The following is a 21,807-nucleotide window of genomic DNA, read 5'->3' on the forward strand; positions in this document are numbered from 1 at the left end:
TTCGTGGCCAGGTGAGTGATGTATGCGCTGAATGGTGAAGCAAGGAATGTCAGCGTGACTCGATCTGTATGGAGAGTTTTACGAAGCGCTGGACGATATCGAGCACGCTAGAAATGCATAGCAATATCTGGCTGTTTTGGGCGGGTGAGTTGGTTGTGATTTTGCTCTTGCGTTATACTTAACTGCTGAGTAGCATCGAATTTCTGAATGGTAGGTGAGATTTTTATGCTGACTTCGATCGTCACGGTCTTGCTGGTCGTGGTAATGGTGCTGATAGTTGCCAGCCTCGTCATGAGTGCCTGGCGCGAGTATCGACGGTATAAACGGGCGCTCGCGGCTCAGACGCAGCTTCCCGAGCATCCCCTTGATGCTCATGTCACCGCGATTGTGCACCTGCGCGATGGCGAGATAGTCGGCATGGAAAGCCCGCCACCTCCTCCCGCTTTTATGGTGTCCGGGTCATGGTATCGCCGACACCGCATGCTGATCTCGGCAGGTTTTCTGGTGATGATTGTGCTGACCCTCTTCATCCAGACCGGGCTTGCCGAGGGCACGATAGAGCGCATTCAGGGTATCGGCCTGAATATCCTCACGGGCAAACCGATTACCTATGGCTATGACCTCGCTTCCCATGAGCAGCCGCAGGCGCCGAAGTCTCCCACGTTTTCGGCCAGTTCACGGGTGGTGCGGGTCGATTCGGCTGATCCCTCGCAGTATTACAATTCGTACCAGTTGAACACCTGGAGTTACTCATCCTGTTCTGGTATCTCGATGCAGATGGTGATGAACGCCTATGGCAAGAACCTCAAGGCGGCGGACGTGTTACAGGTCGAACTGGATCTGGGGGTATGGGACGTTGATTTAGGGTTGTTGACTGAAGATGGGATTGCGCAAACCGCCGCGCATTTTGGCTTTAACACCAGTGCGGGCCATTCCCGTTCACTCCAGGAGGTCATTGATATCGCAAATAGCGGTCAGCCGGTAATTGTCAGCCTGCGCGACGCACAGTATTTCCCCGGCGGACACCTGTTTGTGATCAAGGGAGGAGATGCAAATACTGTTTTCACTGCCGACTCCGCTCCTACCAACTTTACAAGCATGTCACGCGATTATTTCGCGAGTATCTGGCAGGGCTTCAGCGCTGTGTTGACGCCCAGATGATGATTGACGTATCGCGATAGACGTATTGTTTCAGAGAGAAAGAGGACGACCCGCCGGGCGAGCGTCCTCTTTTTGACTGTATACGGGAACTATGGGCGTGGGTTAATCTTATTGAGTATGGCCTGATGCAGGTCTTTATTGCCTGCAACGACGATGGAATAGCCGTCTGTCAGGTTGGCAACAGGCTTGAGCTCCTGCCCCTTGTGATCGGTAACGATGCCGCCTGCTTCCAGTACAATAGCGGCTGATGCCAGAAATGATTCACCGGTCAGAACATCGCCCACATCAACATAGGCATCATAGGTGCCACTGGCAACATAGACACAATCAATGGCGGTGCTGCCACTTCTGCGGACGCCGAGAGGACGGGGAGAGCTAAGTAGCAGACGTTCGAGGGTGTGCAAGTCGCGGCTATCGAGATTGAGGCCGATGATGCTGTGTTTCAGAGAGGTAATAGAGCTGACCTGATTGCGCTGCCCGTTGCGGAAGGAGCCGTGTCCCTTTCCAGCAAGATAGACGGTGCCGCTAAACAGGTCGCCAACCAGTGCCCATTGCACGTGCGATGGGAGAATTGGGGCATCGATTGGTAGAACGGCAAGTGCAACGGCGGCGGCTGTAATGCCACGCTCGGCATTGGTGGAGCCATCAATAGGGTCGACGACGATACGATATTGCGGGTTACTGGTCGTGCTCAGGGTTTCGCGCTCCTCGGTGATGATCTCGAAGCCGTGCCCGCTCTCTTGAAGCCCCTGGATAATGATATCTTCCGCGTCTCGATCAAACTGCATGGTGACATGTTTGGCGGTGCGGTGATAGATCCGTTTGCGGTCAAAGCGCTCCGATTGAGAGTAGCTGCGAACCTGGCGGAAAAGTTGTTCGAGCAATTCAAGCATGATATGAAAATGTGTCTCCTTTACGTTTTCTGCTCGTTTCCAGTGTAGAAACATTATACCATGAAATGCTATCTCAACAGGGATGCCTGGACGCTTTCTGGCCTATCAGGGCTGGCACTTTTGGAGCAGGAAGGGGTGCTGCCTGGGCTGCTGGAGCAGGCGGTGCAGGGTCGTCTGAATGGCAAGCTCACTTTGATCGCAGGCTATCCAGCGACGCCCAAGCCGCTCGGCCACGGCAGGCGTGACCCCGCTGCCACAGAAGCAATCGAGCACAAGGTCATGTTCCTCGGAGGAGGCCAGCAGGATGCGTTCTAGCAGCGCCTCGGGCTTCTGAGTGGCGTAGCCGTTGCGCTCCGGGTCTTTCTGGTGCAGGTGACTGATATCGGTCCAGACGTCGCTTGGTGTCATGCGATCGTCTTCGCTATAGGTGTAGGTGCGCCCTCCTGCCCGAATGACCCAGTTGACACGACCATCCGGGCCAACTTCCCGCCGCATATGGTTGCGTTTCTGAGCCCCACGGCGCTCGCCTATGCGTTCGCCATGAAAGGTGTAGTGCTCTGATTTCGTGTAGAAGAGGATCGTGTCATGCTTGCGCGAAAAGAGCCTGCGATAGCGTCCGCCGCTCTGGTAGTGCCAGATGATTTCATTCTTAAAGCCGCCGCCTCGTCTCTTATACCCGAAGATCTCATCGAGCAGAAGCTTCGCGTAATGAGTGGTGCGCCAATCCAGATGGATATAGAGGCTCCCTGTCGGAGCGAGCAGAGCATAGAGATAGTGCAGCGTCTCGTAGAGCCACTGGAGATACGTATCAAGGCTGTTGCCCCAGACGTCACGATAAGCTATTTGAGAGTTCCTGCTGAATGTACGTCCGGTCATAAAGGGTGGGTCGATATAAATAAGCTGGACAGTTCCCTCAAACTCTGGCAGCAATGCGGGCAGGCAGATGCCGCGATCGCCCTGAATCAGGCGATTCTGCCAGTCAACCGGTGACGTGGTTTGAGGGGGATACTGAGCGATCGTATGAAGCTGCGCGGAAGCCGGGGGAAGAGCGCGTTGTTTCCCTTTCCATATCAATTCGACCATGCATCAATGCTCCATGAACCAAAAATGTACTAGATACTGTAACATATCTCCCTGCTCACGTCTATGCCCGAGAGCTGCCAGACCAGGAAGGGGAGTGCTGCGTCTGCTCCCCCTGCTCGTCAGGCGTCTGGCTGCCAGACTTCCAACTGATGGTAGGCAACGATCATATCCTTGTTCTGGGCGCTTGCTGCGAGGCCGAGCGTGCCCCGGGTGTAGGTACCGTCCGTGAACTTGTCAAGATACTGACCGTTGACGTACAGGTACATCGTGTTGCCCTGCACAAAGAGCCCGAGCGTGTGGGATTGTCCCGCGCCTACCGGGAAGAGCGTGGTGACTTTGTTGGTGCTGCCGGTCATGCGTTGAGCCGAAGCGTCCTTCCCGTTGAACTTGTACAGCGTGTAGGTCTGATCGGTGCAGATCAGGAAATAGTAGCCACGATGCTCATTTGCGTTGTAGCGGAAGTAGAAGCCGCCGCAGCCGGGTTTCTTCATGGTCATCGTGACCTCGGCTGCAAAGTCCTGTAGTGTGAAATCGCTGGTGCAGGGAAAGGACGTATGCAGGTCAGTCAGGGTGACATAGAGCTCGTTGCGGATAAAGGTGCATTTGCCGCCAAAATCCTGGTTGAGCGGGGTATCATGCCAGTGGCGTGCTGTGGTGAGCGGGTCAAGGTAGAGCAGCGTGCCGTCTTTGGGGAAATATTCGGGATAGGGGTTCTGGGCGGCCTCGGCAGCGCTGACGTCGGGCGTGACCGCCGGGATGGTGGGTGATGTGCCTTCTGCCGTGGTTGTTGTGATGCTATCTGGCTGATCGGTTGCTGGAGAATGGGCGTTCTTCGATGGTGGCTGATTGTTGAGCAGAAGAAAAGTGCTACCAATGCCGCCGACAAGCAGCACGACAAGGCTGATGAGCAGGAGTGTCAGCAGTGCCTTATTCTTGCTCGTGTTCCCTGCTGGCGCCGGGGTGTCGGTCGTTGGCGGCGCTGGAATAGTGGTGTTACCGTGTTGTGACGGCGTGTTGGGGGCCGGTGGGTTGCTCTGTGGGGTCTGCGTGAAAACGGGTGTGTAGCCGGGCCGCGGTCCCTGCCCTCCCGAGGTGGAGCGCGCACCCGGAATGTAGCCAGGAGATAGGGTGACGGTCGGAGTATCTGAGTTGAGAAGCGCTATCTGAAGTTCTGAGGCAAAGGTGTTGATGTTGGGGTAACGCTGCTCAGGCTCTTTCGCCAGGGCGCGGAGCAAGACCGCGTCGATGGTGGACGGCAGATGCGCATTGAGCTGTGTGGGCGGGGTCGGTGGCTCATTGAGATGCTGGTACAGCAACTGCTCCGGGCTGCCCTGAAACGGCGTGCTGCCGGTCAGCATCTGGTAGGCCATCACTGCCAGCGCGTATTGATCGGAGGCCGGGACCGATTGGCTTTTCCACTGCTCCGGAGCCATATACTGCGGGGTGCCGCGCATGGTTGCCATGCTGGAACTGCTGGTATTGGTGCTCAGCCGGGCAATGCCGAAGTCCGCAAGCAGCAGGTCCGGACGCTCAGGGCGCTCGGGGCGCTGGCGGAGCAGGAAATTCGAGGGCTTGATGTCCTGGTGAATGATCTGCGAGTTATGCGCGTAATAGAGAGCGCTGGCGGCCTGCGTGATAAAGCGTGAAACCTCCGCAATGGGTAGTGCGCCGCCTGCGTATCGCTGCTTGAGCCACTGATCAAGCGATCCCTCTTTGCGATAGGGCATCACCTGATAGGCGATATCTTCGCCATCTACCCTTTCTTCTCCATAGTCAAAAAGGGGAAGAATGTGGGGATGGTCCATTGAGGCGATAATTCCTGCTTCGCGGCGAAACAGGTGTATCGCTTTTTGCTTCTCTTCCTCGTTGTGAGGCAGATTCATATAGATCACTTTGATAGCGACAGAACGGGGAGTCCGTAAATCCTGCGCCAGATAGACAATTCCCATCCCGCCGCGACCGATGGGATGAGAGAGCTGATAGTGATCGAGCCGTTGGCCATCTAATGTCATGAATAGTGCTCCCTGCCAAAAAAGCGCTCTTTAATGGTAACGACCAGGTATGAAAAGAACACAGCAAGTATAGCATGTAGCGTGTTTTAGCGGAATTCAATAGCACGTATTGCATAGAGTGCAGTGGGGGAAGACCGCAGGCGGTTTGATGAAGGCTTCATCGGTTCCGCGTCCGGATGTGTATGCATGGAACAAAAACACCCTTTTTCTCAAGTATACCACAAGTTTCCCGTTGTGCCTCGATAGATCGAGCGTGTTCGAGGAGAGCCGCGAGGTGGTGGGACGGACGGGCGATATTTCCTACTGGCAATGAAAATCGTGAAACAGTATGATATGGTTTGTGGTAGCCAGGCTTTATCGTTTCGAGATGGAGCAGTGCTGAAGCTGTGTAATAGAGAGTGGAGAGGTGACTTTTCCATGCGTAAGCGCTTGAGAGCGGCGTTATTTCCTGTATTTCTGATGGTGCTGCTGTTTGCCGCCTGTGGTGGACCGCGAGAAGGCACGATCCCGCGTGGCACGCCCGATACGGGAAGCGGAACGCCCGCAATTCAACCAACACCGACCCCGAAGCTGGAACAAGCCCCGGAGAACTCAAAGGGCGACTTCTATGCTTTCGTCCGTCAGAATCAGCTCTGGGCGGCACAGAATGGACAATCGCCAACGCAGGTAACGAGCTTCAACTTCTCGCAGAATACAATGGTCTTCTGGCAGATGCCGCTCTGGTCCGCCGATCATCGCTATCTGGCCTTTGCGTATCATGCGTTGCCCTATGGAATCGGCGGCGGTGGCTGTCCTGGCCCGGACTATGCCGGAAACGGCTCGCTGTATGTGTATGATTTTCAGAAGGGCCAGGCAACGGCGATTCGTCTCCCCAAAATTGAGCGTAATGCTTCTTTAAAGGGTGAGGCGAAGGAGGACTATTGGAATTTTGTCTCCTGGGAAGATGCGTCACACCTGTTGGCGTGGTACAATGGCGTCACGGGAAAGAAGAGCGATGACGCTGGCCTGTACCGTTACGATGTGGAGTCGCAGAAGCTGGAGAAAGTCCTGTCTCAAAGCACGATCGGTGCAACCCCTGTCGCGAACCCGCAGCAAGGCAAGCCAACACTTCTGAACGCGCAATATAGTCAGGGTCAGTTCTACGTACAGGTGGTCGATAAGCCCGGCGCGAATGAGAGCTCTGTGGGCATTTATCGCTACTCATTGAGCAATCCTGAGAAACACGAACAGGTACTCAATATGGGGCATATTCCCTGGTGCGCGAATCGGATGGTCAGCGCTTTTGTCCATCCGGGGTGGAGCGTTTCGCCCGACGGCAAGCAGCTTGCTGTGCAGGTGTTGAAGGAGGGCAGACCGGGCAAGGAGGCGAGTGAAATACAGATCGTGAATCTGGAGAATGGGGAGAAGCAGGGAGCCTTTGCCGGCGTGCCCGCGACCTTCCTGGCTCGCGATGTTGACTTGAGCTGGTCGCCCGATAACAAGAAACTGGTCGCAACCGCATACATGCAGATGGGGCAGGAGCAGGGCCCGTTCCTGATCTCCCTGGATAATCCCGGCAAGGTGCAGACCATGACTCCGAGCGTAGCCGGTCAGGTCTCCTGGCGGGCTGACAGCGAGGCTTTTGCGATGCAGAGCTTTCAGCAGTTGGGGATGACCACTTTCCCGGATACATACATCTATTATATAGATGCATCAACTGCACGTACATTGGAGAAAAATGCACGTGTTTTTAGCTGGGGTTAATACTGCATGCAGCAAGTTCTCTGGACTATAGGGGCTATTCTTGCCTATATTGTTGGTTTGGTGGTTATCTGGATCATCACGCCGAAAATGCAGCGTTATTCGATAGATGATCCTGCCTTTATGGGATGGGCGGTTCTGGACGTACTGGGCGCGTTTCTGGCATTTGCCTGTATTGTTGTTCTGCTGCTGGTCTTTGACGGGGCGATGGCGGTACGGGTGATAGACTTCTTCTTGATCCTGGGTATCATCGCTGTGGCGGTGCGCATGGCGCTCTCCAGCCTGCGAGCGAAGTATGTCAGTGGAACACATCGTGTCTCGCGGATTGCGGCGGGAATTTATGGCATTTTCCTTGCCGTGATTGGCATTTTCGCGCTGGTGCAGCTTTTCGTCCTCGGTTAAGCCGGGTACGACGACCTGTAAAGCACGGAAAAGCCGGGAAGTATTATTATCCCGGCTTTTGTTCTGTCTTAGACGAAGTGCTCGAACCATTCGACGGTGCGGCGCAGCCGATCGAGGCGGAGCTGTGGCGACCCATTGGCAGGCCAATCCATCAGGTGGCCGCCCTCGGGATAGCGCACAAGCTGCACCACGCGTTTGCGCTGGCGGAGCGCCGTAAACAACTGGACCGCTTCGCTGATCGGGCAGCGGAGATCGTTTTCGCCATGCAGCAGGAGCAGCGGCGTCTGGATCTTATGCGCGTGGGTGAGCGGCGAGCGGCTGCGTTGCAGGTCGGGTGTGTCCATCACCTGCTGGAACCAGGTCGGCTGATCCGAGAGCAGCCCGGCAGTCATAATGTTGCTGATGCTGTTGCGGCTGACCGCGGCCTTGAAGCGATTGGTCTGCGCGATGGCCCAGTTGGTCATATACCCGCCGTAGCTCATGCCGGTGATGCCCAGGCGGCTGCTGTCAAGCGGCTCGGTGCTCAGCACATGGTCGAGCCCGGCCATAAGATCCCGGTAGTCATCGCCACCCCAATCGTTCAGGAGTTTGCGGCTGAACTCCTCGCCATAGCCCGAACTGCCACGCGAGTTGGGGGCCAGCACTGCATAGCCACGCCCGGCCAGCACCTGGAACTCGTGCACATAGGCATCTCCCCAGGCCGCGGTAGGACCGCCGTGCGGAGCCAGAAGCAGTGGCGCTCGGGTGCCCGGTCGCAGGGGAGGCAGATAGAGCCAGCCCTCGATCTCCAGCCCGTCGTGTGCCTTCCAGGTGACGCGTTTCGGACGAATAAGCTGGCGGCTTTGCAGGAAGGCGTCATTGACGCGGGTCAATTTGCGCAGATTCTCGCCGTTGCCGTCCGTGCACCAGATATCGCCCGGCGTGAACCAGTCGGCGCGAATGAGCGCGATACGCTGGCCATCCTTGCTGAGCTGTGGCGCGAGATAGCGTCCGTTGCCCTTTGTCAGCCGCTCGATGCTCTGCTTGACGAGATTGATACGGCTGAGATGCACCTGACCCCGCTCCTGAACGGTGACGATAAAGGACTGACTGTCGGGATACCACTGCGGGCGCGTCAGGTAGTCGGTGCGCAGCTCGTCGATGATCCAGACCTGGGTTGTGATGGCTTCGGCGCCGGGAACCGCCGGGCGAGCTGTGCCGCTGCCATCGGCCTCCACAAGCCAGGGGGCGATATTGCTCGCTTCGGTCTGATCCGGGCTGTAGAGGAAGGCGATATACTTTCCGTCGGGTGACCATGCTGGCATAGCGGCAACGCCGTCTTCCGGGGAGAGCCGTCGAAGCTGGCCGGTTTTCAGCGTCAGCACCCAGAGGGCACTACTCGCGCTGATATCGGCATCGGTGCGGCGGTTGGCACAGAAGGCGATCTCGCTGCCATCGGGCGACCAGCTTGCGTCCAGCAGATCGACCGGTTCCGAGGTGATGCGTGTCGGCTCGCCAGCGAGCGGGAGGAGCCAGAGCTGTTGATGGCGACCGTGCAGAAAGCCTGTACCTTCTCGGTAAGCGCCCAGACGGGTAATGATCGTGGGGGCGTAGCCAGGCTGTTCAAGGTTCTGCTCGTCGGCGGGCTTCCAGCCGCTTTGGGCAAGAATCGCCCTGCCGTTGGGGCTCCAACTGAAGTCGCTGACGCCCTGTGGCAGATCGCTGAGTTGTTGGGCCTCACCGCCATACATGGTCAGAACGTAGATCTGTGGCGTGCCGCTGCGATCGCTCAGGAAGGCAAGGCGTCTGCCGTCGGGTGACCAGCGCGGTTGGGTATCGTGGGCGGTACCAGTGGTGAGTTTCCAGGGCTGGTCATTTTTGCTGGCGTTGCTTTTGACCAGCCAGATAGCGCTACGTGTGGTATTGTGGACGGCATCGCTTTCAAGCACGGTAAAGGCGATCTGCGAACCATCCGGCGAAAGCTGTGGATCGCTGACGACGCGCAATTCGGTCAGATCCTCCACGCGCATATAGGGCAGGCGTGGCGCGGTCACCGGGGCCTCACGAGCCGGGGTGACGATGGTGCCCGCTGGCTGTTGTGAGGAAGCTGTGAGCTCGGGAGCCTCGTTCTTCTCCCGGGTGTTTGGTGTCTGCTCGGGAGCCTCGTTTTTCTCTTCGGTATTCGGTGTCTGCTCGTGTTCCTCTGCGACTGGTGTGGGCTCTGCTTCCGCTTCTGATGCTGGTTCTTCTGGTGTGATGGGCGTGGGAGCAAGCTGTTCGTGAAAATCCATCGGGGCGGTCACGTTATCATCGGGTTCCAGTGGCTGCTGACCTGTGTTTTCTGGCTCGGCGCTCTCCGGTTGGTGTTGCTCGGTGTTCTGTTGCTCTGTCTCCGGGATACTGACGCGTGGTTTTGTGGTATCTTCATTAGTAGCCATATGTTCACTCCTCAACGTAATTTTCTTAGTGCTACGCCCATGCGAGATGTGATGCAGGGTCTTGTCTGGAGCTTTGATCACTTGCTCTATCTAGCCTATATATTGTACGAAGTAGTGCGAGCGAAGTTGTGAGCCCGATGCAACCGTATGCTATGATAGATATCGGCCTGCCGCTCGGGGGCTCGTGATATGCTTGCTACGGGAGACTGGAATGATTGTTCGCGATATTATGACCACCAAATTGATTACGATTGCTCCTGACGCCACGTTGGCGCACGCCGTGAATCTTCTGCGGCAGCATGGATTTCACCATCTCCCTGTAGTGCGTTCTATGCATGTTGAGGTGGAGAAGAAGAAGGTGCGCAAGACCGTTCTGGAAGGGATGTTGACGGCGCAGGACATCGATTTACAGGCCGCGCTGGCCCGACAGCGAGATACGAACGCGACGTCACAACGCCCCTGGCTGGAGCGGCGTGTTGTCGAGGTGATGCATCGTGCGCCGCTACGCGTTTCGCCAATGACCAGTGTTCCGGCTGCTGCTCAAATTCTGGTAGAACGGAACCTCAATTATTTACCCGTTGTTGAGTATGAGATCATCCAGAATGAGAATAAGGCGGTGCTGGTCGGGCTGGTAACACGCAGTGATCTGCTGCTGGCACTCTCGCGGGCAATGGGCGCGTTTGAGCCGGGCATGCAGCTTGATATCGTCTTGCCGCTCGGCGATATGGCTCCGCTGGCGCGGGCGCTGTTACTGGCGGCGGAGATGAACATGCAGATTCGCAGCGTGATGGCGGCCCCTTCGATCGGAGGCGTGCCGAATGTTGCGATCATTCGCCTGGGCACCATTAATCCCGCTCCGTTTCTGTTGCGTTTGCAGCAAGAGAGGATCCACTATGCCTTTGGCACTCCTGTAGAGGAGGGAGAGCTGCACCCCTGAAAGCGCTCGGGGAGCCCATGAAAAGAGCCCTGGTACACAGCCGGTATCAGGGCTCCAAAAAGGGGTAACAGAGTGACCAGATGATGTCTGTTATCTGAATTCGGGCTTTTCCAGGAATTCGGCTGCCCTATTTCCATTGACGTAGAATGTGATTTTCCGGGTGTCGTATGCCTGCTCTTTCGCGGCGGCAAAGAACACTCGGCGAGCCTGCTCGGCGTCTTTGCCCACGTAGAGAACCGTGTTCCCGGCCCTCACTTCATAGGTATCCTTGTTCTGCATCTCGAACTCGCTTTTCCTGACTCTTTCTGCAACACAAACCTTTTATAAGACCACATGCTTTTCAAGCGCGTAGTGATACGCGGGGGCCAGCCCCTGGTTTTCAAACCATCGCTCCAGTGCCCGATAGGCATCCAGCGCTTTCTTTCTCCGTGTTTGCAGCCATTGTTGCCGCAAAGCGTCCAGTTGCCTGAGCTTGCCTTCAAGATCCTGCTCTGAAAGCGGGGGCCGGAGCGCTATTTCGACCTCATGAAGCTGGTAGTGGGTATGCGCCAGCTCATTCAAGGCGGCCAGAATCATTTCAGCAGCTTCGCGCGGAATGGCCGCCCCCGCCATACACGCGAGATACGAGGGACGCAGCCCCCGCGCCTCACATGCTTCCTGCAACTCCTGATGGTAGATATTGTGTTTTACTCGTAACTCGTAGAGTGTTGTTTTTCGTCCCTGCATGCCACATCTCCCTGATATTCATCTTGAGGCAGACGGAAATACGCCGGTATGATATCAACCTTGAGGCAGATGGACGCAACCAACCTATTTGTTGCCTCAACACCAATATGCTTATCAAGCGCCGCCACCAACGCCTGCAAACGCCCCTGGACGCGGCCTGATTGATGATGGAGATCGCGGAGCGACACGCAGGCGAGATAGATCTGTTCTCGAAGTGCATCCACTTCAGACCTGTGCATAAGAGCCTCCTTGCTTGACTCTGCCTACTCGAGGGCAATCCAAAGACACCAGCATCGTGCCGTCGTGTCGAGATAGACAGGGACGCCATGTGACTGTAACCATTCCTTGTGTCTGGCTACGCGATCCACTGCTGATTTGTAAAACAGTGGGTTCCATGCCCCGTTATCGACCTCGCGTTGTGCTCGATTCAGCGCCTGTACGTGATAGACAACCTGAGAATATAGAGGACCAGCAGGCTCCTGTTTCACCCGCTCAACAAAGCGCCGCACCGCCTCCACATGGTTCACCCCTTTCTCGTCTTCAGGGGGATGTGAGCGTGCATAGCTGAGGAACTGCTGAAGTACATTTAGAACAGCAGCTAGCTCGTCTTTACAGGCTGTGAGTTGTGTGTAGTTTTCTTCGTGTTGTTTCATCTTACCAACCCCCATAAACTACAAGCTCCCGTTAGTGAATCGGTGATTTTAAAACATTAACTTGCTTGATTGGTGCTTTACTAATTGTTATGCGCCTGCCCTACAAGTATAAAAGACTAGGTAATGAGAATACAAGCTGTAATAGAACTAAGAATGGACTCGTTATGTTAACAGGGTAATGAATATAGGTGGTAAAAATATGTTAAATATACGTTAAGTTGAATTTACATGCTTGATATGTTATACTTTGATGCACAGGGTGAACATGTAGTCAGGATGGAGATGTGTATGAAGTACACCTTAGCAGATCTCATAAAAGATAGAGGCTTGAACTATGTGTCGCTTGCTAAGCTCACTGGCTATAGCCGCCAAACGATAAGTCAGTATATCAAAGGCAAACGACCGATGCCCTACGAGGTACGCTCACAGCTTGCAAAGATCCTGAAAGTAGAAGATGTAGACGTCTTGCTAGCAAAGAATAGATTGCTCTTAGAAGGAGGAGAAAACGGTACTACTGAAACCAGGGAATATTTTGAAAAAGACTTGTCTTTGCAGCTCATCTCAATTGCCTTTAAGCCTTATTCATTTAATAAGAGATTAGAGGCAGTTAGTAGATTGATGAACAAGTTCAGTGATATTCCCTATGAAGATCAGAAAAGTGCTTTATTAAGGGTTATATCGCTTCCCTTCGTCTTAGGAGATGCTACTATGACAGACGCAAAATATGGAGACTTCTTAGCTCAGTGTGCAACAAGTGTTGCTGCATGCTGGCAACTAAACGGGAAAAGCCAGAAAAGAGATGATATTCTGGCTGCATACAACGGAGCAAGTGCATTTTTGCCTTCTTTAGTAAGGATCGCTCAAGATTCGGCTGAACATCGTAGCGAAGCTTTAAAACTGGCAGCTCAGTGCGCCCTTCTCAAATCTTTCCTGGCATGGCATATAAAAGGAGTACAAGAAGCTCTACAAGGTAGCAGCAATGCCGTACAACTTAGTAATGATGCAGGCGACCCGGTGCTTGCTGCATGCGCTTTAGATACTCAGGCGTGGGCTTATCACCACGCAGCTATGTATAAGAAAGCATTGGCGGCTATTGAGCAAGTCACCCCTTACCTGAATAACGCAGATATTCCCCCGGTCGTACGCAGCGGTTTACAAAGTACCCTGGCTATCATGCGAGCGAAGCAAGGTGTAAAGGCAGCAGACACATATAAGGCGGCTATCGGAGCCATAGGCACAGAGACATCCGATCCTGGCAGTTATTACACCTATGCAGAGATCCTGTTAAATGGGGTTATTCTCTATAATACCCAGGAGGAATATACAAGCTCGTTACAGACAGCGGAACAGTTACTTAACGACGATCTCACCCCAAAGGTCCTAATGACCGAGAGAGCAAGGATACATACTCTCAATTGTATGACCCTTGCGACCCTCAGGGGCAAGAGGCGGGATAGAGATAAAGCAATCTATTACTGGAAAGCAGCAATTCAGGGAGCAAGATCGATAAAAAGTGAACAGCGTTTTAATGAAGCTCTGGTGATGTACGAGATAATGAACACCATATGGAATAGAGACAAGGAAATCAAGGAATTACGAGACTTTACACAACATTGGTAGAACGTAATGATACGAGCTATCGGGAAGCAGCCCGGTGGCTCTTTTGTTTCACCCGCTCAACAAAGCGCCGCACCGCCTCCACATGGTTCACCCCTTTCTCGTCTTCAGGGGGATGTGAGCGTGCATAGCTGAGGAACTGATTCAGGACTTCCATCACAGCTACTATCTCATCTTTGTGGAAGGTGTAATTCAATGTTACTTTACTGACTTCTTTCATAAATCCAACCCCGAAAAAGTGGATGTTGAGAGTTTTTATTGTAATTCTGGTAGGGAAAGCTATTCCATTTTTATAAATATCATGCTAATGTATAAGGAGAGCGACAAAGTAATATGCTTTAAGCAGCAGTTTGTCGCGTTTTATGGGAGTCTATTCTACAGAGATGTGTAAGGTATATGGAGGGATGGTATGGAATCAAAGCAAAAATCTCTAAAGTACATTGATTTATTTGTGCTAACCCATAAAGCAAACGTCCTGAGGGATTGGCGGCTCAACAAGCTCAATTGGTATAATACTGGTGAAGTTGTACGCTTGTATAATGAGTTGCTGATATCCTTAGGAGAGAAACCTGTGAGTAAACGCTGGTGGGAGCGCATGGAAAGCTCAAATACCGTTCCAGTAGATCAGAAAAGGAGATGGATACTTCATACTATATTAAATATTCCACCTGCTTATCTTGGCTTACAAACTATGGAGATGGAAGATCTTAACAAGCTGTTCCACCCAACTCCATCAAACAAACTTCCTCCGCTGAACCTGAATGCTTATAGAGATCGCTTGATTTCTTTCTGGCAGAACCCCTACGACAGTTTTGATGAGGCGCTCTCAAGGATCTATGTACTGCAAGACTGTATTCTGTATCAAAATAGTAGAGATGAGATAGTGAGATTGCTTTGCGAATATCTTATTGCAGCAGCAAATATGCAGAGAGCGCAGGGCTATCTCTTGTCGGCAGAGAAATACATAAAAAAAGCGATACGTGTTGCTGAAAGGAAGTCATATCAGGCACAGAGAGCGAAAGCGCTGTATATGTATGCATACATCCAGGACGAGAAGTGGAGCTTGAGTATACACCAGGAGCCAAAAGATCTGCAACTTGCAATTGATCTTGCGAGAGAAGCCGTCAATATCGCTGAAAATTATGCCGTACCTCCATTCGTGGAGAGCGCTTCCCGAGACGAGCTAGCAGCTCTGTTAAGTGTGTATCCCCGCTCGCGACAGGATATGGCAGTAGCGAAACAGCAAAACGACATCGCCTTCAGGCTCACTGAGAAATATCAGCAAGAGACAGAGCCTCTCTTTCACAAGATTGATCTCAGTTGGCACATAATCACAAAGGCTGAGATGCATCTTGCCCTGAAAGAACCACAAACAGCCTTAGCAACTTTAGAGAGCTTGCCTTCTCTTCATCCCCGAATGCGTAGAACGTTAACGGCCCGGTCTGAAGAAGCTATTGCAACTATTCAAAGCGGCTATCTGGATGAAGGTTTAAAGATCGCCGAATCGATTTTACCAGAAGCAAAGAAGTCGCCTTTGCATCTCATACGCATGCATAACCTCTATCAATCTCTGCGTGAAAACGCGAAATATACAAAGGAGCCTTATGTCATCAAGTTCGGGTTTCAGTTAGTAAAAACGCAACGGCCTGATCTTTTTCAATAAGCATTTTGTAGATGCTGTAGACAAGTCATGTAGAGAGGCCCGATATATGAAAGAAGAGCCCGTATGGAAAGGACACATCTTGTCCTCTTGATGTGCTTCACGGCCCGATAGAATACTTATAGGCCAGATCAAGCTGTATAAATAGGGTAGATAGAAACCCTGCATGTATTGCTGAATGCTGATAAAAAACCATCGGAAGCAGCCCGGTGGTTCTTTTTCTGGTCCCGGTAGATTATCGCTACAGAGACGAACTGCTTGCCTGAAGCCGCTTCTCCATTCGCTCGATTGCCTCTGTCAGGGTGGGGAGCGCTAAGTGCAACGCCTGTGTGACAGGGTGCTCTTTCCCATAGCGTGACATGATATCGGCGACGCGTTCTTGCATCGAGATGGTTGCTCCGAAAGGGCTTGTAGTGAAGTCGCAGTAGATCAGCGCATCCGCAAGCGGGGATTCCTCACGCGGAAACTCGGAAAGCTGTTCTTCCAACCCTTTCAAACGAGCCTCAAAGCGGGCCTCAGAGTGATGGGCAACCAGCGATGCCAGACGTAGATCTCCCAGGGAGCGAACAAAGTACGCACCATCAAGAGGATGAAAGCCCGTTTTCTGGAGTGATGGCGCGTAGCCAATATCATGTAGATACGCAGCGCTTATCAAATAGTCATGCTCTTTGTCATTGAGAATCCTGCTCACGGAATAGGCCTGCCTGACAACGCCCTGTACATGGAGCCATCGCGCTCCGAGCGGGGCAAGATAAGATTCCGCAAAGCGGGCTGCTTGAGCGATAGTGAGCATACAAGCAATACCTCCATTTTGTTGCACTGTCTTATCATAACATGTCGCGTACACCTGCCATACGAGCAAAAAGGGCTACTTCACCTTATTTTCAGGGAGTGACAGCCTCGTCTGCAAAATAGATCTTTTGAGGAGGGCTGTAAACTCCTGCATTTCGGTCTGACACTTCTGCAATTTGACGCGCTGGATCTCTACAGGGGCGGCCAGATAGAGATCAGCGGCAGCTTGCTCGGTGGCTTTTTGCTTTTGGAGGTCGGTGGCGAACTTGACAGCGAGGACGGTGTACAATAGTGTACAGGCATTGATATCGATGAATGATCCAAAAGGGGTAAAAGCGCTGAGTGATACCAATTTCCCGGGGGATACAGAGCGCTTTTGAATCTCCGTAGAGGAGGGGGAGCTGCATGCACAATGAAAGGGCCCGCCTGGCCTTTGATCCGGCGGAATTACACTATCAACTCGGGCCACAGCATCCGTTGCAGCCGGTGCGTATTGAGGCCCTGATAGATTTATTGCGGACCAGCGGGTTATGGGATCAGCAAGACCCGGCGACGTTTTTGCCGATCCGGCAGGCCACGGATGCTGAATTGAAGCTGGCTCATACGCGTGATTATATTCAGGCCGTGCAGAAGCTCAGCGAGTCGGACGAGTTTATGATAGAGGGCGAGCTGAAAGAACGGGCCTGGTTACAGATGCGCTACGGCTTTAACAGTGACGATACGCCGCCAGTGCTTGATATGCATGATGTAGCGGCCTGGATCGCGGGTGGCTCTCTGGTCGGACTCAGCGCGATTATGGGATTGCCTGAGGGCGGGACGTTTGCCAGCGAAGAGGAGCGCCCGCTGCGTGTCTTTCATCCATCTGGTGGCCTGCATCATGCCTGGTCTGATCGGGCGTCGGGCTTCTGTATCTATAACGATGTGGGGGTTGCGATTGCCCATGTCTTGCAGGCGACCGAGGCGAAGGTGCTCTACATCGACTTCGACGCCCATCACGGGGACGGTGTTCAGAAGCTCTTCTATGATGACCCGCGCGTCATGACGATCTCGCTTCATGAGACCGGGCGCTATCTGTTCCCGGGAACGGGCGATGTGCTGGAAACCGGGCGGAGTGTCGGGCGTGGCTACGCGGTGAATGTGCCGCTGGAGCCCTTCACCGAGGATGATTCCTATATCGAGGTGATGAATGTTCTGCTGCACCCGCTTGTGACCTCATTCGCGCCTGATGTGATCGTCACGCAACACGGGTGCGATACGCATGCGTGGGACCCATTAACGCACCTCGCGCTGACCATGCGGGGTATCCGTGCGCAGGCAAAGATGGCACGCCAACTGGCCGATACCTATTGTGGAGGGCGCTGGCTGGCTGTCGGTGGTGGTGGGTATGCGCTGTATCGCGTGGTGCCGCGTGCGTGGGCGCTGGTCTGGGCCGAGATGACCGGGCAGCAGGTGCCGGAGCAGCTTCCGTCGGAATGGGTTGAGCGCTGGCGCGAGCGCTGGCAAGAACGGATGAAGCAGGATGTGGAGCTGCTGGAAGTGATGCGCTCGACAAAGGGAACGTCGACCTTCCCGAGCACCTTCCTGGATAAAGAAGAGGATTTCCCGCCGCAGCCGCGCCGCTGGTCGATCAGCAATACAAACCGGCAGACGGCGGCTCTGGTGCGTCACCTGGTGATACCGCCATCGGTGCGTCAGGCCTTTCCCTCAACGCGGCATCGCTCGCCGCTGGCGGGGCTCTTTGACCTGCTGCATCTCAATCGCGATCCGTCGCTGACACCCTCGCGCACCAGAACCATCGAGACAAAGCGTGGCCCGCTGCTCCTGCGTGACTTCAGTCCGGTGTCGCTGGTCAAGCGGCTGCGTCCCGATGATGGGTTGCGAACCTTCGCACGGTTGCCAGAGCGCGAGCATCAACTGCTGCTGGATATCGCGAAGAGTCCCGATTGCGCGCTGACGCTGGCCCACACGCCCTCGGGAGCGATCGTCGGGCAGGTAACGATTGCGCCCGCTGACGAGTGGTGGGAGGGTATCGAGAACCTCTACGAGGTCGCAATAGAGGTCAGCAGCGACTGGCGTGGCCTGGGGATCGCACGTTCTATGCTGCAATTTGCCCTTGAACTGGACGCGCTGGAAGATATGATTCTCTTCGCTATCGGGCTCTCGTGGCACTGGGACACGGAGAACCTGGGCATCTCGGTGTATCGGTATCGAGAGATGATCTCGCGGCTGTTTGGCTCTCAGGGTTTTAAGGAATATCCCACCACCGAGCCGAATGTGAGCATGGAGCCGGCAAACGTATTGCTGGCCCGCATTGGCAAGCGCGTCGACCAGCAGACCGCAAATCAGTTTTTAAGCCGTATGCTCAGTTCGCCAAATCTGGCGCGAATTTAAGCGAGCAGTAGAATGCTGTGGCGGCGCTTCTTAAGAGGCGTCGCCCCTTTTTTGGGTGAGAGGGAGAAACGGTAACACCACAACCGGTTTACCCGCTGGATCGTGTCAAGAGTAACAACAACATAATAACCTCGCGGAGATCCCGGACCTCACAGAAGCCCCCCGCTCAGGAGAGAGCGTCCCCGCAGAAGCACATCAGGCTTAGAGAACGATAAGAATGAGCTTAGAATTAGATTAGAAATCGAATTTTTTTATCTCATTTTAAGCTAAGCCCAACATTATATTAATGTTTTTAGGATCTCCTTAAAATCGTTTATAGCAGAGTTTATTCGAGCAAAAAATACTTGAATTTTCCACTGGAAAAAGCTACGCTATAAGCGACGAAAGAATGAAAGCGAGGTTAAAGCAAATTATGAGGACCCAGACAAAAGCAAAGAGCGTGAAGACACCGACCCCCGAGATTACCGACGGCACGTTAGTCAAGAAAACCATTGCAGGCGATCAGACAGCATTTGAACAATTAGTGCAACGCTATCATCTTCCACTGTTCAACTTTATATGTCACTGTTTGAATGATTATGATCTGGCTTGCGACGTGTTACAGCAAGTATTTCTCCAGCTCTACCTGTACTTGCCAAAGCTGCGTACGAATGAGCCCCTCAAGGCCTGGTTGTTCCAGGTAGCGCGAAACCGTTGTCTTGACGAGCTGCGCCGTAAGCGTGCTGTACACTTCTCCGAACTGGAAGGCTCCAGCGACGACGATGATCTGTCGCCATTGAACATCATGCCGGACAAGCGACCGCTTCCCGATGAGATGGCAGAGCGCAACGACTTGCAGGCCGCATTGAAAGAGGCGATCGACAACCTGCCACCGAAGTTCCGTTCCGTCGTGCTGTTGCGCTACGCCGGTCAGCTTAGCTTCTCAGAGATCGGGAAAACCTTAAATATGCCTGAAGCGACAGCGAAGACCTATTTTCAGCGCGCGAGACCGCTTCTGAGGGCCGCTCTTGCTACTCAGTGGCAGACGTTGACTGCGGCCAACTAGGGCAAATTTTGGCGGAATTTTGAAAATTGGATAAGAAAGCTTGGAAATCTGAAACTCTCGCCTTGCGTTGTTCGTGAATAAGATAGAACGGTGAAGAACAACGTAAGAGGGAGCACGTATGCAGCAGCCATTCGATGAATTCTATCAACAAAATCTGCCTGAAGATTTCGACGAGAATGATGAAATCGATCGCCTTTTCAGCCAGCTAGGGCGCTTTGAGCCACCGAAGGGCGTTATTCAATCGATTATGGATAAAGTTGCACAGATGCCATTGCCGCAATATCTGCCCGAGAACCAGGATGATGAGGATTTTTTTGACGCACAACAAGAAGCAGAACAGGTTTTTGATGGTTTGATTGCCAGGCATCTGCGGCTATTACCTTCCTGAAAGGCTTCGGCGAAGCGAGAAGGAAAAGAGAGATGCACACAAGAATAGTGGGATCGGCGCTCCCGATGTGAAAGAGGAGCGCCGATTTTTTTGTGTCTTCTGGCTTTTCTCAGAGTGGCAGATGTGAGAGGCGCCGTTATGGCATCGAATCCGACCCCGTTGGGCGCGGTGATCTTCTTTCCCCTCTCCTTTCAGGCGATCTGATCGGTCAGCTTGCCCCGAGCGACCAGCCAGCGAATAAACTCAAGCCGCCGATGCGCGATAGCTGCCTGTTGCCTCTCTTTCTCTTGATGGAGGGCTCGCAGTCTGGAAAGCTGGAGCATCTCTTTCTCGGCGAAGCCTCCACGACGCAGGATTTCATACTCATCTTTTCGATCCATAGAGAAACCTCCTTTGAAGCGTGGCTACTGAGAGGCGACCTTCAACAAATGCTGTACTCGGTGAAGAAAAGCCTGAATGGAGTACGGTTTCGCTAAATGTTCAAGGATGATCGATTCACCGTGGCTACGAAGGTATTTCCGTGTGACTGTGATCGAGCTGGTGGTGAGCAGAACCGGGGTTCCCGAGCGCAAGAAGCGTAACACGTCCCGGCCATGCACTGCGCCAGAGAGTTCAAGATCCAGCACTACGAGATCAGGGACAAAGCGGCGGAGTTGCGCGATGGCATGTTCGCCGCTCTGCACGGCAATCACGGTATAGCCGTGATGTAGCAGGACATCGCTTTCCAGACGGGCTAAAGAGCGATCGTCTTCCACGACGAGGATGCATCGTTGCCCATGTGTGCGGGCTTGCAGGGCATGATTGTCGCGTGTCGGTTGTTGGTTTGCCGCGTGACTCTGCTGCATAGACTCGCTTTCTTGCTACGACGGCGGCGCTGCCGACAGGACAAACTGCGATGGAGCATCTGAACTCCGTATCCCTCACTATCAAGTATACCTGAAACTGAGTGAGAATGGCGTGAAGGTGAAGAGGAACTCTGTGAAAAAAACGTGAAAACGCCCGGGCTTCATTGGGGATCGGGAGGCGGCATATAGTAGCCGACGCCAAGTTCGTTGAGCAGGTAGCGGGGCTGCGAGCGGTCGGGCTCAAGCTTGCGCCGCAGATGCCGAATGAAGGTGCGCAGGTAGGTATTCTCTTTGGTATACTCTGGCCCCCAGACCTGTTGCAGCAGCTCGCGGCGCGGGACCACTTTGCCAGCGTTGCGCGCGAGCACGCAGAGAAGATCGTATTCGATGGGGGTAAGATGGACCTCTTTGCCGCCCGAGTACACCTTGCGGCGGGCGAAATTGATCAGCAGGCCCTGTTCGCCGCCGCTCCGATAGGTGGATTTCAGCCCGTTTTCGCCGGTCAGGCTGATGCGCAGGCGGGCGGTTTCCTCGGAGCGCCGAAGCGCAACGCGGATCCGGGCCATCAGCTCATTGATGCTGAACGGTTTCGTCAGGTAGTCGTCGGCTCCCAGGTCGAGAGCGCGAATCTTGATCTGCTCCGTCTGATGGGCCGAGAGCACGATCACCGGGGCGCTGCTCCATTCACGCAGGCGCCGCAGGAAGGTGAGCCCGTCGAGCGAGGGGAGCGAGAGATCAAGCAGGACAATTTCTGGCTCAAACATGGCGGCGATATCGATTGCCTGGGCTCCATCGCGGGCCGCCTGAAGCTGGAACCCACGCGCTTTGAGCTGTGTCAGCAAGAATGATCGCATCTGAGCGTCATCTTCTATGCAGAGAAGGCGCACTTTTTTTTCCGTTGTTGCCATTGGTTTTACCCTTACGTGCTTGCTATACTTTCTTCTGGCTGCGACGAGCGAGAACCAGAGGGAAGGGAGAAAGCGATTTCTGATGATTTGTGCTTTTTTGCTTTTCTCCACGTATTTGAGTACATCTCTACTATACC

At 53.8% G+C, this 21,807-nt stretch carries 23 protein-coding genes; 9 read left to right on the forward strand and 14 right to left on the reverse strand.

Annotation, left to right across the window (positions count from 1 at the left end; all coding sequences use genetic code 11):
* Window positions 1-207 precede the first annotated feature (207 nt).
* Window positions 208-1,161 (forward strand): C39 family peptidase, encoded by a 954-nt coding sequence (locus EI42_RS21995; RefSeq protein ID WP_249033473.1) that lies wholly within the window; start codon window positions 208-210, stop codon window positions 1,159-1,161.
* Window positions 1,162-1,250: 89 nt separating this feature from the next.
* Here the strand turns inward: EI42_RS21995 and EI42_RS22000 are convergent, their stop codons facing one another.
* The 3 genes from EI42_RS22000 to EI42_RS22010 all read right to left on the reverse strand — a co-directional run bounded on the left by EI42_RS22000 (window position 1,251) and on the right by EI42_RS22010 (window position 5,149).
* Window positions 1,251-2,054, reverse strand: coding sequence for an inositol monophosphatase family protein (locus EI42_RS22000; RefSeq protein ID WP_170142823.1), 804 nt, complete (start codon window positions 2,052-2,054; stop codon window positions 1,251-1,253).
* A gap of 105 nt (window positions 2,055-2,159) precedes the next feature.
* On the reverse strand, window positions 2,160-3,137 hold the full coding sequence (locus tag EI42_RS22005; protein WP_111324797.1) for a DNA methyltransferase: 978 nt from the start codon (window positions 3,135-3,137) through the stop codon (window positions 2,160-2,162).
* Between the two features lie 119 nt (window positions 3,138-3,256).
* Window positions 3,257-5,149: a serine/threonine protein kinase gene (locus EI42_RS22010; RefSeq protein WP_111324798.1), complete on the reverse strand. Its 1,893-nt coding sequence runs from the start codon at window positions 5,147-5,149 to the stop codon at window positions 3,257-3,259.
* A 417-nt stretch (window positions 5,150-5,566) separates the two neighbouring features.
* Between EI42_RS22010 and EI42_RS22015 the strand changes: the two genes are divergently transcribed.
* Both EI42_RS22015 and EI42_RS22020 read left to right on the forward strand, forming a co-directional pair.
* Window positions 5,567-6,892, forward strand: a complete 1,326-nt coding sequence (locus tag EI42_RS22015; RefSeq protein WP_111324799.1) for a TolB-like translocation protein — start codon at window positions 5,567-5,569, stop codon at window positions 6,890-6,892.
* Window positions 6,893-6,898: 6 nt separating this feature from the next.
* Complete coding sequence (locus EI42_RS22020; RefSeq protein WP_111324800.1) at window positions 6,899-7,291, forward strand: hypothetical protein; 393 nt, start codon at window positions 6,899-6,901, stop codon at window positions 7,289-7,291.
* 68 nt (window positions 7,292-7,359) lie between these two features.
* Here the strand turns inward: EI42_RS22020 and EI42_RS22025 are convergent, their stop codons facing one another.
* A complete protein-coding gene (locus EI42_RS22025; protein ID WP_111324801.1) occupies window positions 7,360-9,708 on the reverse strand; it encodes a S9 family peptidase in 2,349 nt (782 codons plus the stop codon).
* A 211-nt stretch (window positions 9,709-9,919) separates the two neighbouring features.
* Here EI42_RS22025 and EI42_RS22030 point away from each other — a divergent pair, with 211 nt between their 5' ends.
* Complete coding sequence (locus EI42_RS22030) at window positions 9,920-10,645, forward strand: CBS domain-containing protein (RefSeq protein ID WP_111324802.1); 726 nt, start codon at window positions 9,920-9,922, stop codon at window positions 10,643-10,645.
* A 90-nt stretch (window positions 10,646-10,735) separates the two neighbouring features.
* Here the strand turns inward: EI42_RS22030 and EI42_RS22035 are convergent, their stop codons facing one another.
* From EI42_RS22035 to EI42_RS22050, 4 genes are read right to left on the reverse strand one after another with little or no spacing between them, the layout of a single operon-like run.
* The gene (locus EI42_RS22035; RefSeq protein ID WP_111324803.1) at window positions 10,736-10,924 is read right to left on the reverse strand and encodes a hypothetical protein; all 189 of its coding nucleotides are present in this window, start codon (window positions 10,922-10,924) and stop codon (window positions 10,736-10,738) included.
* A 42-nt stretch (window positions 10,925-10,966) separates the two neighbouring features.
* Window positions 10,967-11,371 (reverse strand): hypothetical protein, encoded by a 405-nt coding sequence (locus EI42_RS22040; protein WP_111324804.1) that lies wholly within the window; start codon window positions 11,369-11,371, stop codon window positions 10,967-10,969.
* Window positions 11,332-11,610, reverse strand: a complete 279-nt coding sequence (locus tag EI42_RS22045) for a hypothetical protein (RefSeq protein ID WP_111324805.1) — start codon at window positions 11,608-11,610, stop codon at window positions 11,332-11,334. Before EI42_RS22045 ends, EI42_RS22040 begins: the two co-directional genes overlap by 40 nt.
* Before the next feature lie 24 nt (window positions 11,611-11,634).
* Window positions 11,635-12,024, reverse strand: a complete 390-nt coding sequence (locus EI42_RS22050) for a hypothetical protein (RefSeq protein ID WP_137686074.1) — start codon at window positions 12,022-12,024, stop codon at window positions 11,635-11,637.
* Window positions 12,025-12,312: 288 nt separating this feature from the next.
* Here EI42_RS22050 and EI42_RS22055 point away from each other — a divergent pair, with 288 nt between their 5' ends.
* Window positions 12,313-13,644, forward strand: coding sequence for a helix-turn-helix domain-containing protein (locus EI42_RS22055; RefSeq protein WP_170142824.1), 1,332 nt, complete (start codon window positions 12,313-12,315; stop codon window positions 13,642-13,644).
* A 16-nt stretch (window positions 13,645-13,660) separates the two neighbouring features.
* Here EI42_RS22055 and EI42_RS32040 read toward each other — a convergent pair whose 3' ends face one another.
* Entirely contained in the window at window positions 13,661-13,798 is a 138-nt protein-coding gene (locus EI42_RS32040) for a hypothetical protein (RefSeq protein ID WP_211326308.1), read from the reverse strand.
* A gap of 252 nt (window positions 13,799-14,050) precedes the next feature.
* Here EI42_RS32040 and EI42_RS22060 point away from each other — a divergent pair, with 252 nt between their 5' ends.
* Window positions 14,051-15,304 (forward strand): hypothetical protein, encoded by a 1,254-nt coding sequence (locus EI42_RS22060; RefSeq protein WP_111324808.1) that lies wholly within the window; start codon window positions 14,051-14,053, stop codon window positions 15,302-15,304.
* A gap of 238 nt (window positions 15,305-15,542) precedes the next feature.
* On the opposite strand, the gene EI42_RS22065 is transcribed toward EI42_RS22060, so the two are convergent.
* Window positions 15,543-16,094, reverse strand: coding sequence for an HD domain-containing protein (locus EI42_RS22065; protein WP_111324809.1), 552 nt, complete (start codon window positions 16,092-16,094; stop codon window positions 15,543-15,545).
* A 75-nt stretch (window positions 16,095-16,169) separates the two neighbouring features.
* On the reverse strand, window positions 16,170-16,445 hold the full coding sequence (locus EI42_RS22070) for a hypothetical protein (protein ID WP_111324810.1): 276 nt from the start codon (window positions 16,443-16,445) through the stop codon (window positions 16,170-16,172).
* Between the two features lie 53 nt (window positions 16,446-16,498).
* Here EI42_RS22070 and EI42_RS22075 point away from each other — a divergent pair, with 53 nt between their 5' ends.
* The 3 genes from EI42_RS22075 (at window position 16,499) to EI42_RS22085 (ending at window position 19,917) form a co-directional block, all read left to right on the forward strand.
* Window positions 16,499-18,484, forward strand: coding sequence for an acetoin utilization AcuC family protein (locus EI42_RS22075; protein WP_111324811.1), 1,986 nt, complete (start codon window positions 16,499-16,501; stop codon window positions 18,482-18,484).
* Window positions 18,485-18,896: 412 nt separating this feature from the next.
* A complete protein-coding gene (locus EI42_RS22080) occupies window positions 18,897-19,529 on the forward strand; it encodes an RNA polymerase sigma factor (RefSeq protein ID WP_111324812.1) in 633 nt (210 codons plus the stop codon).
* 118 nt (window positions 19,530-19,647) lie between these two features.
* The gene (locus EI42_RS22085) at window positions 19,648-19,917 is read left to right on the forward strand and encodes a hypothetical protein (RefSeq protein ID WP_111324813.1); all 270 of its coding nucleotides are present in this window, start codon (window positions 19,648-19,650) and stop codon (window positions 19,915-19,917) included.
* Window positions 19,918-20,108: 191 nt separating this feature from the next.
* On the opposite strand, the gene EI42_RS22090 is transcribed toward EI42_RS22085, so the two are convergent.
* The 3 genes from EI42_RS22090 to EI42_RS22100 all read right to left on the reverse strand — a co-directional run bounded on the left by EI42_RS22090 (window position 20,109) and on the right by EI42_RS22100 (window position 21,670).
* Window positions 20,109-20,297: a hypothetical protein gene (locus EI42_RS22090; protein ID WP_111324814.1), complete on the reverse strand. Its 189-nt coding sequence runs from the start codon at window positions 20,295-20,297 to the stop codon at window positions 20,109-20,111.
* Window positions 20,298-20,321: 24 nt separating this feature from the next.
* Window positions 20,322-20,762 carry a response regulator gene (locus EI42_RS22095; protein ID WP_111324815.1) on the reverse strand — a complete coding sequence of 147 codons (441 nt, stop codon included), beginning with the start codon at window positions 20,760-20,762 and terminating at the stop codon, window positions 20,322-20,324.
* 161 nt (window positions 20,763-20,923) lie between these two features.
* Window positions 20,924-21,670, reverse strand: a complete 747-nt coding sequence (locus EI42_RS22100; protein ID WP_111324816.1) for a response regulator — start codon at window positions 21,668-21,670, stop codon at window positions 20,924-20,926.
* Window positions 21,671-21,807 lie beyond the last annotated feature (137 nt).

This window comes from Thermosporothrix hazakensis (assembly GCF_003253565.1).
Classification (GTDB): domain Bacteria; phylum Chloroflexota; class Ktedonobacteria; order Ktedonobacterales; family Ktedonobacteraceae; genus Thermosporothrix; species Thermosporothrix hazakensis.